Source organism: Lactococcus sp. S-13 (assembly GCF_004210295.1).
Classification (GTDB): domain Bacteria; phylum Bacillota; class Bacilli; order Lactobacillales; family Streptococcaceae; genus Lactococcus.
Genome location: NZ_SDAK01000001.1, coordinates 753,047 through 768,731 on the forward strand (window position 1 = coordinate 753,047; position 15,685 = coordinate 768,731).

Sequence of the window (15,685 nt, forward strand, 5' to 3'; positions counted from 1 at the left end):
GAATTTTAATTGTTTCGTTTTGTTTGTCCTATGAAGTTTTTCAAGAACTGCGTCCAACCTGTATCTTCAGTTAAAGATTCAATTGTGCAATGAAGGCGATAGCGCCAATAATGGAAAGGATTGGCAGGAACGTTGATTTGTTCTGCGTTTGCATCTGGCTTTCTTAGTCTTTCATCCATAGCCAACCAGTCTTGGAGGGGAAGGATTGCTAACATTGCATCTGAATTGAGATTACGTTTGATAATTTCTTGAATAATTTCCGGGCTTGCTTCTTGAGGTGCTTCTCCGTACCAGCCCATTACTTCATTATAGTAACGTTGGGTATTTGAACGATTTTCTTGCCACCATGCCCGCAGAGGGCTTGTGTCGTGACTAGAGGTTGTAACGACGGAGAGGTAAGGCGCATATTGTAAACCATTGACAAAGCTGTCGTCTGCAGGCATTCGCTCAATGATGAGACGGAGAATTTCCAAATGATACATGACATCTGGAACATTTTCGGGAACCATTCCTAAATCTTCGCCACACGCAAGCATAGGGGTCGCATTTTTGAGTGCTGGCAACTTTTCGTAGGCTCTTTCTTTCCAAAAATCGTAGTTACGTCCGTAGAAATAATCATTATAGAGTCTCTCAAGGCGCTGTTTGTAGTCGTCGCCAAATTCACGGAAACTTATAGTTGTAGGCAGAGTAATCCGTGGGTGATAGAGTTGGTCATTTTTATGATCTTTAAGAAAAATAACATTTTCGTGTAGTTGATAAAGACCGTCTTGTACCCAATTCTCTAAGTATGCTTGTTCAACCTTTTTTTGTGTGTTAAAGGCTTTTTTAAATCGGTAGTTCCCATGACCAATGTAATCTAAAAAGCTTTGAATAATCCAATCACGGTTGTCACGTCCAAATATTTCATCAAGAACCCAGTCTTTGATAAAAGGTTCGATAAAACGCTCTATTCCCCAAGCACGCAGAGGGATGCCATAATTATTTTCGATTTCTTCTGCGGATAAGGCTAGTGCTGGCGAGAACTGGCCGAGTAAGCCGCGTACTGAGTCCGCAGGCATTTCCCAAATTCTAAAAAATCCTAAGATATGATCCAAACGATAGGCATCAAAGTATTCTGCCATATTGGTCATTCTTTCTTTCCACCAGGTGTAGCCGTCTTTTGCCATTTGTTCCCAATTGTAAGTCGGGAAGCCCCAATTTTGACCATTAACTGCGAAAACATCTGGGGGTGCTCCGGCTTGTTTATCAAGATTGAAGAGCTCGGGATTAGTCCAAGCGTCTACTGAATCATGAGCAATACCAATTGCAATGTCTCCTTTTAATGCGATACCCAAGCGATGACAATAGGTGACTGCTTCAAGGAGTTGACTGTGTAAGAGGTACTGAACAAAGATGTGTAAATCAAGGGCTTCTGCAAATTTTCCTTTTTGTAATTTTTGGAAAAGGTTGGGGGTATAGGTTGAATATTCCTGCCAAGTGGTAAAGTCGGCAGTTTGATTTTGGTCGCGAAGCACACAGAAAGCGGCGTATGCCTCTAGCCAAGCTTTACCTTTCTTGTAAAATTCCTGATAAGCAGAGGTACGCTGAATTTTTTCGGCCGAATGCTGATAAATAAGTTTGGCATATTTCCATTTTAAGGCCAACGCTTTTTCGTAGTCAATTTGTTCAAGCGCGTTTAGAATTTTTTCTGTTGTTGCGAGTTCCTTCTGCTCTGTCTTGGTGTAAATATCCCAAAAACTGTGGATATCAAGATAGATGGGGTGCAAAGCAAAGACTGATATTGCACGATAGGGATAGGAATCACGCCAGTCCATGAAGGTTGTGGTATCATTGATTGGCAATAATTGAATGACATCCATTCCTGATTTATGAGAAAAATCTGCTAATTGCTTAAGATCTGAAAACTGGCCAATGCCACTTGATTGTTCTGTTCGGAGAGAAAAAATCGGAACTGCTACGCCTGTGTGGTAGGCTTTTTCTCCGTGGGGTTTTAGTGAAAATTCCTCCGTCATTACAACTCCTTTTTTAAAATAATAATTAGTTTAAGATTAAAAAGTAAACGTTTTCTTATACTATTTTATTATAACGCATTTAAAATAAATTTGCTAATGTTAAGTGTGAGTTTTCAGAAAAAATAAGTTTTATTTCTAAAAAATACGACCCTGTATATTACTTTTCCTTTTTTAACGATAAAATTGCACAAAAAAAGACCCATTAGCGAGTTGCTCGTGGGTCTTTTTGTTTATAATTAGTCTTTTTTCACAAAGTTTGTGAGAACTCCGTTAATGAAACGGCTCGATTTTTCGTCGCTGAAATCTTTGGAAAGCTCTACGGCTTCATTGACTGCAACGACTGCTGGGGTCTCGGTGAAGAAAATTTCATAGGCAGAAACTTGTAAAATGGCTTGTTCAACAAGGGTCAAACGTGAAAATGACCAGTTTTTAGCCAAATATTTAGAAATTTCGCTTTCTAATTCTTTTTTCTTTGCCAAAACGCCGTCAACGAGTGTTGTGAAGTAGGCTGGTCTTTCCAGGGCTTCAGGGCTTTCGTTGTCATAATTGAGGACGTAAGTTTTTGTTTGTTCGAGCAAACGTTCGGTCTGAGCTTGAGCTTTGCTTTCTGCTTGGGCAAGTTGAGCGTCAAGTTCTACTGAAAGTGTTGCGGGTACAAACAAGTCGCGTGTATATTTTTCGCGGATGTTCTCGTGAAGAAATGAGAAGGTTTGTTGGAAAGTTTCCAAGGCTTGGTCGGGGCTTGCATTTTCTGGAAGATTTTTCAAAAATTCTAGAATTTTAGGTGCAACTGGTTCTTCATCAAGTTCGATTTGTAACAAACGAATCAGATTAAGATTAGCCATGATGCCGCCAAACAAATTGGTTGCTTCGTATTCGTTGAGTTTTTTAGCGTGCCCACCAAAGTCGCGCATGAAGGCTAACGCTTTGGCTACGGTTGTCTTTTCAATATTTTCAACGCTCAGAATCTCATAAATCTCATAAATTGCTTCTAATGGTTGTGAGAGTTCTTTGGGAAATTTACGCACAGTAATGCGTTCATCACGAAAATCAACGTCAAAACGAACCGTTTGGCTGAGCACTTGCTCTAATTTTTCGACATTTTCACGAAAAGTTTTAACTACTGTTGTGGCCATCTCATTTTGGACGGCGTAGCTGAACAAAACTTGAACGGCACGTTGGCGAATTTGGTGCTGGTTGAGCGTTTTAGGCATCAAAGAATCCCTCGTCAAACAAATCTTCAAGCGCTGGTTTTTGTTGTTTTTCAGTCATGACTCCAACAACGTGGATATTGACTTCATCAACAATAATTTCAGTAGCTTGAGCAACTGCTTCTTTCACTTCTTTTTGGATTTTGGTTGCAACTAGGGGGATGCTTACGCCATAAGTGAGGTAAACATAGATATCCACGGTAATTTTATCGTCTGTTGAGTCGATATAAACACCGCGTCCTTCGTTTTTCTTACCCAAACGGTCTGAAAAACGTTTGTTGCGCAGGGCGTAAACGCCTTCGATTTTGGCTGTTGTAATGCCGATAATTACTTCAAGAACTTCGGGAGCGATAACGATCTCACCAAGTTCTTCAGAATGTACAGTTTTTTCTGCCATATTGCTTTCTCCTTTTGTCTTTTCAAAATTTTTCCTGTTGTTGAGAAGAAATTTTGCTTACAAAATGAATGTTTGGGTGCTTGAGTGATTTACGTCAGTAATTTTTCTTTGCGTCAGCATTTTAGTCAATGGCTAAATGATTACGTCAGTAAATTCTCTTGATCCAGCTGCTAAAAATTAAGCACGTTTAAGATATTCACCTGTTTGTGTGTTGATTTCAAGTTTTGTACCTGCTTCAACGAAGTCTGGTACGTTCACAACAAGACCTGTTTCCATTGTTGCTGGTTTACCTGAACCTGTCACTGTTGCCCCTTTGATTGATGGTTGTGTTTCAGTGACTTCAAGAACAACTGTAGTTGGCAATTGGATACCAATTACTTCTGTACCGTAAAATTGGATTTTTACGTCAGTGTTTTCAAGGACGTAAAGGAGTTCGTCTTTGACTTGTTCTACTGGAATTTCGTATTGTTCGTAAGTTTCATTGTTCATGAAGTTAGCTGTGTCATCCATTGAATAAAGGTATTGAGCGGTTACTGTTTCGATGACTGCTTGTTCAAATTTATCTTCAGGACGGTATGTGTCGTCGAAAGTTGAACCAGAGCGCACGTCTTTAAGTTTCATACGCATGATGGTATTCCCTTTACCTGGTTTGTGGTGGCTTGCTTCCATCACGCGCAGGAGTTTGTCTCCGTTCAAAAATGTCATGCCTGATTTAAGATCTTTTGCTAAAACCATTGTTTATGTTTCTCCTAGTGTTTATAAATTTAGATATTCTGCCAATTTTTTTGAGAGAATTTGCTGACGTATTTTTATTTTCATGTTTTTATCATTCCGTCAGCATTTTCTCTGCACAAAAGTGCAAAATGACAGGATTTAACAATTCATTTTATCATAATTTAGAGGCTTTTTCAAATAACGATAAGTGCTTTTGGCGCTTTTGTCAAGACTTCACAGCCCTTATCAGTAATCAACAAGTCGTCCTCAATGCGCACGCCACCAAAATGCGGCAGATAAATGCCCGGCTCGTCAGTCACCACCATATTTTCTTGCAAAATGCTTTCCGTCATGGCCTGACTAAAATAAGGTATCTCATGCACATCAAGTCCCAAACCATGTCCAATACCGTGAGAAAAATAAGGCCCAAATCCTGCTTGCTCAATGACATCACGAGGAATTTTATCATAATCAGCATAAGTCATCCCAGCTTTTGCTTTATCAATCAGGGCTTGATTTGCCTTGTGGACAACTTCGTAAATTTCTTTCATTTTTTCATCGACATTCCCCACAAAAATGGTTCGCGTCATATCACTCGCGTAGCCTTCATAGTAGCAGCCAAAGTCCAGTGTGACCGCGTCAGAAAAATCAATGATTTTATTAGTGGCAACACCATGAGGCAAGGCGCTGCGTTTGCCTGAAGCAACAATTGTTTCAAAAGAAACGCCACTTGCTCCCAACGCTCGCATTTTAAAATCTAGAAAATTGGCGACTTCAATTTCGCTGCGCCCGGGTTCAATAAATTTGAGGGCTGCTTCAAAGGCTTCATCAGCAATTGCACAAGCTTTGCGAATTTTGCTTAACTCATTTTCATCCTTAAATTGGCGAAGTTCCAAAAGAAAATTATGCGTTGAAAAAAGTTCAATATGAGCTGTTGCGGCAGATAAATTTTTGAAAAAAGCATAGTCCACAGTGTCCTCAAATGCCATATTTTGAACTGCACAAGCTGTCGTTAATTCGGGCAACAAGCCAACCACATCACGTGTTTCCAGAATTTCAAAATCGCTGATTAGCTGGTGCGCCATTTCACTGTAACGACTATCCGTCATGAAAATATTTCGGTTTTTAGTCAATAAAATACTTCCAGCCGTCCCAGAAAATCCAGTCAGATAAAAAATATTTTTCATATCCGTAATCAAAAAACTATCAATGTGTTCAGCGGCCATTTTTGCTTTTAATTTTTCAATTCTCATTTGTTTCTCCTTTTTCTCTATCATAACACAAAAACGCCAGCAAAAGCTAGCGTTTTCAAGATTTTTCACTTATTTTTTCAAAGGTAATAAAGCATCTGCCAATCTGCCAAAATCAGCGATAGACAAAGCCTCCGCACGGATACTTGGCGAAATTTCAGCTTGAGCCAATAATTTTTCAATTTCTGGCTTATTGTCTTTCCCAAAAGCTGCTTGCAAGTTATTCATCAACGTTTTTCTGCGATGAACAAAGGTGCAGTGCATCGTTTTAAAGAACCATTCTTCGTCTTTAACTTCGACAAGAGCTTGCTCACGGCGTACCATTTTCAAAATTGCCGAATCCACATTTGGCGCTGGGATGAACACTGTCCGAGGCACAATAAAAGCCACACTTGCCTCCATGTAATATTGCACCGCGATAGACAAAGAGCCGTATGCTTTGCTGTTAGGCGTGGCAGCGATACGATCTGCCACCTCTTTTTGCATCATGACAACAAATTCAGAAAATGGTATCTTGCTCTCAATCAAGTGCATTAAAATTGGCGTTGTGATATAGTAAGGCAAGTTTGCCACCACCTTGATTGGTAAGTTGGGATTCTTGAATTTTTGAATCTCAGTCAGCAAATCTACTTTCAAAATATCAGCATTGACAAGAGTAAAATTATCATAAGGCGCCATTGTTTCTTCCAAGATAGGAATCAAGGTTTTATCAATTTCAAAGGCCATGACCTCGGCAGCTTCTTCCAGCAAATATTGCGTCAGTGAGCCAATCCCCGGGCCAATTTCGATGACATTAACTGCTTTTGAAAGTTCAGCAGTCTGTGTGATTTTAGTCAAAATATTATGATCCGTCAGGAAATTTTGTCCAAATTTTTTCTTAAAATTAAAATCATGGCGGCGCAAAATATCTTGCGTGCGGATAACGTTGGAAATACGATCAATGTTGTTTTCAGTCATTTTTTCTTTCTTTTTATATGGAAATGTTAGCTATAATGCTTCATAACCTGTTCAATTTGTTGTTTGGAAATTCCAAACATATTCAGTCTTTTTTCAATCTGTTTGCCATTCGCATAACCAATTCGTAAGTGCTCGCAGAGATATTCTCGCCGCTTACGGCTGTCTGACGCCATAACTAAGCCAAATTTCATCAGCTCCGCTTGCGTCAAATTTACTGACGAATTTTCCGTCAGCATTTTCTCTCCGCCCAAAACTTCCGTCAGTGCTTTTTTGAGGTCATCAAAATTGGCGTGTTCGATGCCCAACGAACCTTTACCTTTTGGACGGGCTTCAGAACGATTTAAAAAAGCGTGTTGGGCCTCGGGAACAGCTTGCATGATGATTTTGCGAATTCGTTCCCCTTGAAAATCAGGATCTGTGAAGACAATTATTCCCCGTTTTTCCTGAAGTATTTTCAAGCGCTCCAAATCTGCATCATCAATAGATGACCCGCCCGTTTCATAAGTATCACAATCAAAAAAACGTTTGAGATTGGCAGTATCATCACGCCCTTCAACCACAATAACTTTATCAATTTTTTGCTTTTCTGTCATATTTTGCTAAATATTTTTCTTTATCTTTCCGATTTTTTAGGATAACAAGTTTGTCCCAGACATCAAACTCTGTTAATTTTCGCTCAATTTCTGGCACTTCTTTTTGAGAAAATGTCCAAACAAATTTCAAAAATTCCAGATAGTCTTTATCCCATTTTTCTACAAATTCTTCTGCCATATCTGGCCGAATTTTACCCGCTAAACGCACCCCAATAGAACGTTTAATCACACGAAAAAGACTAACCACTGGTGGCAATTGCAACCAAACAATTTCATCAGCAAAAGGCAGACGTTCATCAAACGTCGAGCCATAATTTCCGTCAATGATGCCATTTTCATTTTCAGAAATAAAATTTTGGGTCGCCTGCCGCAACTTTTCTCTGGCAATTTCACTTGGATATTTGTGAAAGACCTTATCCAAATGCAAAATTGGAAAATCAGTCAATGTTGCCAAATCCCTTGCCAAAGTTGACTTTCCTGTCCCTGAGCAACCAATAATCACAATCTTCACAAGTTCTCCTTAAAAATTCACTTCCTAAAGTCCAAAAATTCGTTGTGCATTTTCCATTGTCACTTTCGCTACTTCTTCAGGCGAAATTCCACGCAACTCTGCAATTTTTTCGACAGTGTATTTTGTATAAGCAGGCGTATTTTCCCGTCCTCGAAAAGGCACTGGCGTCAAATAAGGCGCATCCGTCTCCACCAAAATTTTGTCCAAATCAAGCAAACGTGCCGCCTCTTGCAAATCAAGTGATTTTTTAAACGTAACCACACCCGAAAATGAAATCATCATTCCCAGCTCAACAAAAGCAGCTGCTTGATCCGCCGTCCCCGAAAAAGAATGCATAATACCACCAGCTGCACCAACTCCTTCAGATTTGATAATTTCATAAGTATCAGCCAGCGCCTCACGCGTATGGACTTGAAAAGGCACATTCATCATTTTAGAAATTTGAATTTGTCGCCTGAAAACCCGCTCCTGCTCTTCTTTAGGCCGAACCATCCAGTGATAATCCAAACCAATTTCTCCCACAGCAACCACTTTTTTGTCTGACAAATGCGTCAGTAAATATTCCTCAGCTTTTTCATCAAATTCAGCCGCGTCATCAGGATGCCAGCCAATTGTAGCATAGCATTCATCAAATTTTTCCGCCAAAATCAGCGCAGCATCATTAAGTTGATAATTACTCCCCACATTATTAATTTTCGTGACATTAAAAGTTTTCGCTTTCGCCAACTCCTCTTGAATCCGCCCCTCAAATTCCACTGTGTTGAGATGCGTGTGTGTATCAAAAATTTCTATCATATTATTATCTATACTTCCTAATGCTTCCTTAAAGCGTGCCCTAAAAAGCTTTTTAGAGATTGATATTTTTTCTTAGACCTCTATAATTCTTTAGTCAAATTACTAAAGATAAAAAAGACTATACAGCACCCTATTATATCATATCTGCGTATCACTTTCATCTCTTTTTCAAATTGAATTTTCTTTCAAAATTTATTTATATCCGAGAATACTTCTATAATAACTAAACTTGATCTAAACCCCACTCATGATAGAACTACAAAATATGTTTACTTCATTTTTCTGAGATTCATTATTCAAAAATAAGTATAAAAAATATCCTACTTCTCCCTTTCTGAACAGATTCAGATTCGAGAGAAATAGGATAAGAAATATCGCAAAAGCTAGTGATTATTCACTCAAACTCCTTACAGATTTGAATTTATTTGTATCTTTGTTTGACTTGCTTTGAAATCCAGAGACCTATCATCACAAATAATCCCGAAATCATAGCAATTACCGAAATTAAATCATTGTCTCCTGCATTGGGAAGATTGCCAAATTTTGATTGACCACTCGGAGCTATTTTTGAATCATTTAAAGTTGTAGCCAGTGTATCCTTTTTGTAAGTATAATCTACTGTTTGAGGAGTATCGCTCAAAACCCCTTTTACATTTGTTGGTAATTTACTTTCATCCAGTGTGTAGCCATCTATTTTGAGTTGATACACATCACTTGAAGCATCATAAGCATCTCCAACATTACCACTAATCAACTGAGGATCATGGATTTTATTCCCATTACTATCCAGATAATTTACCGTAACATCTGCTGCTTTTACAGGCTGTGCTACTTCAATGTAGTGGTAGTTGATACTTTGAGGAGTATCGCTCAAAACCCCTTTTACATTTGTTGGTAATTTACTTTCATCCAGTGTGTAACCATCTATTTTGAGTTGATACACATCACTTGAAGCGTCATAAGCATCTCCAACATTACCACTAATCAACTGAGGATCATGGATTTTATTCCCATTACTATCCAGGTAATTTACCGTAACATCTGCTGCTTTTACAGGTTGACTTACGTCCAAAGGACGAGGTTGCCAGACATAAGTACCAACCATTGTAGCTCCATCATAATAACTTTCTAATTCATTAGATGCAAAAACAAATGCACCATTTGGCTTTGTAGCTGTTCCTGTATCAATATTTTGCCACTTTCCAGTATATTCACTTGTAATAGGAATATCAGGTAAACCCGTATCGTCAGGGAATCTGCAATTTGTGCCTAATTTTAACTCTCTAAGTTCGTCTAAAACATTGAACATTCCTTGGGTATCAACAACATTAGTCATATTGAAATTAGAAATGTCCAATGATACAAAAGAAGCACCTTGAAACATTGCGTACATAGTATGCACAGATACTGTATTGAATGAAGAGAGATCTACTGTTGTCAAACCGACTCCGTTAAACATCATCTCCATATTTGTAACATCAGACGTGTCCAAACCATTAACGTTTAGGCTTTTGAGCGAGTGCATCCCACTAAACATCGCTTGCATATTAGTTACACCAGTAGTGTTGAAAGTAGATATGTCCAGGCTTGTGAGACTCGACATCCCACTAAACATTCCTTCCATATTTGTAACCCTGTTTGTGTCTAAATAGTTGAGACCTTGAATCTCTGTAACATTAGCTAATCCGTTAAACAAATAGCTAGTATCTATCCCGTCAGTAACAGGGCCTGTAAATACAATTTTTGTAATAATATCTGCATATTGAGTCCACGGTCCCTGTAGGTATATTGCATCATTATCTGGAAAAGTACCAGTATTAATAGTTAATATTCCATCATCAGTAATTTCCCAGGGAGCTGTTCCATATTGCCCGCTTTGGACAACAGTTGCTAGTGGGGTTGCTGTTGCAAAGGTGGTTACTTGTGGTGAAGAACCACTGATGCTATCGCCATTCTCCATAATCTGGGAATCACTACTCGCTGTTGCTCCCCCCTCCCCTGATATATCTAAATCTAGTTGGGAGTCCTGAACATCTTCAGTCGACTGAAGAGAAGCGTTAGCAAGCTCAGTATCATCTCCTGTTGAAACTGGGTCTATTTGATCTGTATCATCTCCTGTCGAAACGGGGTTTACTTGACCAGAATTATCCTCTATCCCCTGAATGACATTAATAAGCTCAGGAGTTGTTATTTCATTTACTTCCGAGATTTGCTGTTCTGATTGATTTGTGTCAACCGTACTTGCTGCTGCAACATTTGCTAAAGTTGATACGCAAATCATCCCCACCATGCTTTGACTTAATACTTTTTTGATTTTCATAATATTTCCTTTAACGTGTATTTCTGATGTTTATGAATATATTAACAACAATCTATTCTTAAAATTTAAAGTTTCCATATAGTTTAATCATTCATCTTTAAGTGAATTATCACCTGCCTTTCTTTTTCAAAGCCTAACTAGAGTTCAATTTTACTAAATTATCTGCCCCCTTTCTCATTCATTTGACATCTTTCTAATCATCTTCTCATCTCACACTTATTGTTTTATCATTTAATAAAATAGTCCACAATAAAAAAGGTCTTTAACGACATAAAAATTTCCCTGAAAATAGAGCCATTAAATTTTATTTGTTTTGTCCCTTCTGTTCTAGCCTTATCGATTCCTGATTCCTATTCTTTATAATTATTTTTTTAATTCAAAAACTATTTAAGCCTATATAAATAGTTTGTCGTTCTTGGTACATAGTATAAAAAATATAACTTATAACCCTAAAATTAAGACATACGAAGTAAACTGAACCACAAGAACCAATAAAAAAATGAGATATTACTATCTCATTTCAATTTTTTAATTTTTAGGCAATACATCACGGCTAAGTTTTTTATTTTTGCCTACTACGATAGACCTAAAACAAAACTACCACTAGCTCTCACAAAAGCTTTTACGTATAAAGTCCTGTTACAACTTATGTCTCTTCACAAAAATATAAGTTGCCAACAAACTCAAGAAAATACCACTTACTAAAGCGTATCCTCCATTCCCATCATTAGTTTTAGGAAGTAATTTTTTCTCTAGCGCTGGTTTTCTTTTTGTATCGGTCTTAGTAGGTTTCACTACCTGTTTTCGAACAGACGATTTTCCACCACTCCTCTTATCAGTATGTGGTGTTTTTACCGTATCTACTTTACCAGTAGCTTCTCCTTGAGTGAGCGGAGTAGCTGGAATGCTAATTGGAACATAGGTGTTGATAAGATTATATCCTTCAACTTTTGTTTGATACCCTTCTACCGCTTTTTCTCCGATTGAATAAGCAATCGCTCTTCCATCTTTATATTTAGGTAAGCCATTAAACTGATAGTGCCAGTTTTCTTGATCTGAAACAATCAATGATTTGATTGGCTTGCCATTCTCTAAAAGATTGACCGTGATATGCTCAGGCCGTTTCCCATATTTATTTTGCTCATCTTTCCATATCTTGTCTCCAACAATTGATACTTGTTCGATATTAGTATTGATGACCGAGAGACCATTTTCAAATTTTGAATACCCAAGAGGGACACTATCATTTCCTTTTGCATCAACCTCTTGAACGCTAAATTTATATCTACCACCTTGATTGTCATATTCTTCCAGATCAGACCAATTCACCTCTGTGATCCCATCGGGTAAAGTCTTTAGCGGAGCTCCTGGAACTTCTTCTTTAATTCCATTTACATTTGTTCGATATAATTTAAAATAGGTTGTAGGTCTTGGTGCTATCCCACCTTGCCAAACTTTATTAGCTTTAATATCAGTTGTTTTCTTCGGGTTATAGATTGTTAAATCTACACCCTTAGTGTCGGAAGCATTGACAGTAAATTTTTGTTCAGGTGATGTTAAAGGATCAAAATTTATCCAATCTGGCGCAAGAATTTCTTGTAAAAGATAATCTCCTACTAGTAAACCTTTTATCCCTGTTTCACCATTAGCATCAGAAGTCAAAGTAATTACAGGCTGGCCTTGGATAGGTTGCCCGTCAGCCCTTTTCAAAGAAAAATTCACATTGGGAATTCCAATCTCTGTCCCCTTAATTCTTTTTACAATCTTTAGTTGTCCTTTAACAGTTCCTTGAACTCCACCAGCGGCATTAATGTTTTGAACAGAGTGGTCAAAACTCTTTCCTGACACTGCTGGTTGATTATGCTCTTGGTACCAAGCTTGTGATTTATTATCAAAGCTTACTTGTTGTTCATTTTCAATAGTTGTTTTGTACTGAACACCAAAATGGCGATATCTCACAACTGAAGATGGAATACTCAATTCTATAGTATTATTCACTGGTAAATAAACAAAAGATAAGCCAGGATAGTCTTTTAACAGGTTCGATAACTCATTCTCACCCCGATAAATTTTAGTACCATTTGTATCTTCTACGCTAATCACAAAGGTGGACGGATCAAGTCGTTGCCCTGATTGAATTTGATCTTTGATAATTACTCCACTATCAACTTCAACACGACCAGAATTTATGTTTAAAAACCAACGAACGTGCTGTGTATCTTGAGGAAGCATATCTCCCGTTTTATAATAAAATACAGACGAAGAAGTTACAGATGCAGGTTTTGTTACATTGATTTTAGCTGTTTTCCCTCCCGAGCTAACAGCTAAACTTCCTATGTTTTCAGCATCTCCTGCAGTCAGATTCCTAACTTGAATATCAAATTCTCCCCACCCTTTTACATCATCTAAATTTTTAATATTATCATTAAATACGACCTGAGCTCCATCTGTCCTAATAGTCATTATTCCAACGTCTATACCCGAAACTTGTAAATTGACTGTTTTCGCATAACCCTGAGCAAAAACAGCGCCAATACTCGGCCAACTAACATTTAAATAATCACCAGGTTGAATATTTTTTGCTTGTTCATCAAATTCAAATCTAACAGTCACCTTATCACCATCTCTAATATCTGTTGGTGATACCGTTAATGCAACAACATCCTCACTTACATCACTACCCGTTGCTGCACCTCCCTTGATTGAAGGCCACACAAAAACTGTTATTGCTAAAAACAATAATGCAATTAAAAATCTTTTCTTTTTCCCCAATTTAACTCTCCATAATCCTTTTTTTGAAATTTTGACAAATTTCTCAAACAATTCTATCACAAATTTTGTATTTAAAAAAATACTTTGTTTGCTATTTTTTAGAACTATAAAAAAGCAAAGTAAGAAATCAAAAAAGACGCAAATGCGTCTATAAAAATTCCGAAAAAAATGAATATTTTACTTAGATTGCTGAGCGCAAACGCGCACCACCATTTTCTAAAACACGAACAGTCCGTGGCAAGAAAGCCCTAATCTCTTCTTCATTGTAGCCAACATGAAGTCGTTTCTCATCCATAATAATTGGACGACGCATAATTTGAGGATTTTCTGAGATAATTTTAATCGCTTGTGAAAGTGAAATATCTTCAAAATCGACACCCAAAGTTTTGACAAAACGATTTCTGCTAGAAATCAAACCTTCAACACCATCATCGCATTTTTGCAAAATTTGGCTAATCTCCGTTGTTGATAAAGGATCAGCGATAAGATTTCGTTCGTTAAATGGGATATGGTGATATGAAAGCCAAGTTTTAGCTTTTTTACAGCTTGTGCATGAGGGCGCTGTATAAATGGTAATCATCGTTTCTCCTTCGTGTATATTTATTTATCTAATAGCATTAAGCTTCAATGACTTTACAAGTATACCACATTTGCAAGCTTAAAAAAAGACCTTTTTCAAAGTTTTTTCATAAAAATTTTTAAACTTTTAAGAAATAAAAAACTGTCAAAAATGACAGCCTTTACAAGTCTTTTAAATATTAAAATGTTGTTTTTTGAGCATCGCTGGATAAACATTTTTTGCCTTTTGTAACTCTCGTTTTTTGGCCTCAATATCCTCCGTAATCTCTACAGAAAAATTTTCAAAAATCGAGCGTGAGTCCTTAAAAATATAACCTCCATTTTTCAAATCTTGCTCATCATCAAAAACCGCTAAATGCTGCGATAAATTTTTAAAGAACGTATTCAAAAAGTAAGTCGGAATGTATAAATTATACATCGACGTATAATTTTTTAAGAAATTATAGTCATAAAAAGGGACTTTGACATCATTTTGAGGGTTAATTAACTCTTTGTCGTCATGACTAACTGGACGATTAAGAATCTCAATCACCTTTTGATTGAGGATATTTCTCACCTCAATCTCACGCAGTAGTTTTTCAATCGTCAAACGTTTTTTATATCGATTCTCATCATAGATTTTGTAAATATAGATGCCAGCAATCATCAGCCAAGCCCCAATAAACAAACCAAAAATCATTGAAATTACAAGTTCACTATTCATAATTCGATTATAACAAATTTGAAAGTTTTAAGGAAGTCTTAAGCACTTTTTTAAGATATTTTTCTAGAAAATCAAGAATAAATTATATTCTTTGACCTTTTTTGACCAATGAGTTATAATATAAGAAAATAAACAATTGAGTTTACGGTTTTCACCTCTACTCAAATCTTATTTATAAAGGAGATTCAATTTATGGGTTACTTAGTTCCTACCGTTATTGAACAATCGAGCCGCGGTGAGCGCGCTTATGATATCTATTCACGACTTTTAAAAGATCGCATTATCATGTTGACTGGACCTGTTGAGGACGGTATGGCAAATAGCATCATTGCCCAGCTTCTCTTCCTCGATGCCCAGGATAATACTAAAGACATTTATCTTTATGTTAACAGTCCTGGAGGTTCTGTTTCTGCTGGTCTGGCGATTGTTGATACAATGAACTTTATCAAATCTGATGTACAGACTATTGTTATGGGAATGGCCGCTTCAATGGGAACAATTATCGCATCTAGCGGTACCAAAGGTAAACGTTTCATGCTCCCAAATGCTGAGTATTTGATTCACCAACCAATGGGTGGTGCTGGTCAAGGTACACAGCAAACTGATATTCAAATCATTGCTGATAGCATCAAAAAAACACGAGATCGTTTGGAACGAATCCTCTCTGAGAATTCTGGTATCCCTGTTGAACAAATTCACAAAGATTGTGAACGCGATCATTGGATGGATGCTAAAGAAACTCTTGAGTATGGTTTCATTGATGAGATTATGGAAAATAATTCCTTAAAATAAAAATAAAAAAACGTAAGGACAGGCTCCTTACGTTTTTTTGTTGCCCAAAATAGTTATAACTCGATATACAATAAAGCTA

General features: G+C 37.3%; 14 protein-coding genes. 1 reads left to right on the top strand and 13 read right to left on the bottom strand.

Going from position 1 to position 15,685, the window contains the following annotated elements; all coding sequences use genetic code 11:
• Positions 1 to 5: 5 nt before the first annotated feature.
• The 13 genes from EQJ87_RS03735 to EQJ87_RS03795 all read right to left on the bottom strand — a co-directional run bounded on the left by EQJ87_RS03735 (position 6) and on the right by EQJ87_RS03795 (position 14,814).
• Positions 6 to 2,012 carry a 4-alpha-glucanotransferase gene (locus tag EQJ87_RS03735; protein ID WP_130123403.1) on the bottom strand — a complete coding sequence of 669 codons (2,007 nt, stop codon included), beginning with the start codon at positions 2,010 to 2,012 and terminating at the stop codon, positions 6 to 8.
• Positions 2,013 to 2,248: 236 nt separating this feature from the next.
• Entirely contained in the window at positions 2,249 to 3,226 is a 978-nt protein-coding gene (nusB, locus tag EQJ87_RS03740; protein WP_130123404.1) for a transcription antitermination factor NusB, read from the bottom strand.
• On the bottom strand, positions 3,219 to 3,620 hold the full coding sequence (locus EQJ87_RS03745; RefSeq protein ID WP_130123405.1) for an Asp23/Gls24 family envelope stress response protein: 402 nt from the start codon (positions 3,618 to 3,620) through the stop codon (positions 3,219 to 3,221). The genes nusB and EQJ87_RS03745 overlap by 8 nt, the downstream gene beginning before the upstream one ends.
• A 177-nt stretch (positions 3,621 to 3,797) precedes the next feature.
• Entirely contained in the window at positions 3,798 to 4,355 is a 558-nt protein-coding gene (efp, locus tag EQJ87_RS03750) for an elongation factor P (RefSeq protein ID WP_130123406.1), read from the bottom strand.
• Between the two features lie 173 nt (positions 4,356 to 4,528).
• Positions 4,529 to 5,587: a M24 family metallopeptidase gene (locus tag EQJ87_RS03755; RefSeq protein ID WP_130123407.1), complete on the bottom strand. Its 1,059-nt coding sequence runs from the start codon at positions 5,585 to 5,587 to the stop codon at positions 4,529 to 4,531.
• 69 nt (positions 5,588 to 5,656) lie between these two features.
• Entirely contained in the window at positions 5,657 to 6,541 is an 885-nt protein-coding gene (rsmA, locus tag EQJ87_RS03760) for a 16S rRNA (adenine(1518)-N(6)/adenine(1519)-N(6))-dimethyltransferase RsmA (RefSeq protein WP_130123408.1), read from the bottom strand.
• Positions 6,542 to 6,567: 26 nt separating this feature from the next.
• Positions 6,568 to 7,134: a ribonuclease M5 gene (gene rnmV, locus EQJ87_RS03765; protein ID WP_130123409.1), complete on the bottom strand. Its 567-nt coding sequence runs from the start codon at positions 7,132 to 7,134 to the stop codon at positions 6,568 to 6,570.
• Positions 7,112 to 7,645, bottom strand: a complete 534-nt coding sequence (locus EQJ87_RS03770; protein ID WP_130123410.1) for a P-loop NTPase family protein — start codon at positions 7,643 to 7,645, stop codon at positions 7,112 to 7,114. The genes rnmV and EQJ87_RS03770 overlap by 23 nt, the downstream gene beginning before the upstream one ends.
• A 24-nt stretch (positions 7,646 to 7,669) precedes the next feature.
• A complete protein-coding gene (locus tag EQJ87_RS03775) occupies positions 7,670 to 8,437 on the bottom strand; it encodes a TatD family hydrolase (RefSeq protein ID WP_130124580.1) in 768 nt (255 codons plus the stop codon).
• A gap of 424 nt (positions 8,438 to 8,861) precedes the next feature.
• The gene (locus EQJ87_RS11675; RefSeq protein WP_223804495.1) at positions 8,862 to 10,760 is read right to left on the bottom strand and encodes a MucBP domain-containing protein; all 1,899 of its coding nucleotides are present in this window, start codon (positions 10,758 to 10,760) and stop codon (positions 8,862 to 8,864) included.
• A gap of 639 nt (positions 10,761 to 11,399) precedes the next feature.
• On the bottom strand, positions 11,400 to 13,592 hold the full coding sequence (locus EQJ87_RS03785; RefSeq protein WP_148669256.1) for a Cna B-type domain-containing protein: 2,193 nt from the start codon (positions 13,590 to 13,592) through the stop codon (positions 11,400 to 11,402).
• 121 nt (positions 13,593 to 13,713) lie between these two features.
• On the bottom strand, positions 13,714 to 14,112 hold the full coding sequence (gene spx, locus EQJ87_RS03790; protein WP_003129597.1) for a transcriptional regulator Spx: 399 nt from the start codon (positions 14,110 to 14,112) through the stop codon (positions 13,714 to 13,716).
• A 171-nt stretch (positions 14,113 to 14,283) separates the two neighbouring features.
• The gene (locus tag EQJ87_RS03795; protein WP_190289035.1) at positions 14,284 to 14,814 is read right to left on the bottom strand and encodes a hypothetical protein; all 531 of its coding nucleotides are present in this window, start codon (positions 14,812 to 14,814) and stop codon (positions 14,284 to 14,286) included.
• Between the two features lie 192 nt (positions 14,815 to 15,006).
• Here EQJ87_RS03795 and EQJ87_RS03800 point away from each other — a divergent pair, with 192 nt between their 5' ends.
• On the top strand, positions 15,007 to 15,606 hold the full coding sequence (locus EQJ87_RS03800; protein WP_130123411.1) for an ATP-dependent Clp protease proteolytic subunit: 600 nt from the start codon (positions 15,007 to 15,009) through the stop codon (positions 15,604 to 15,606).
• The last annotated feature ends 79 nt before the right edge of the window (positions 15,607 to 15,685 follow it).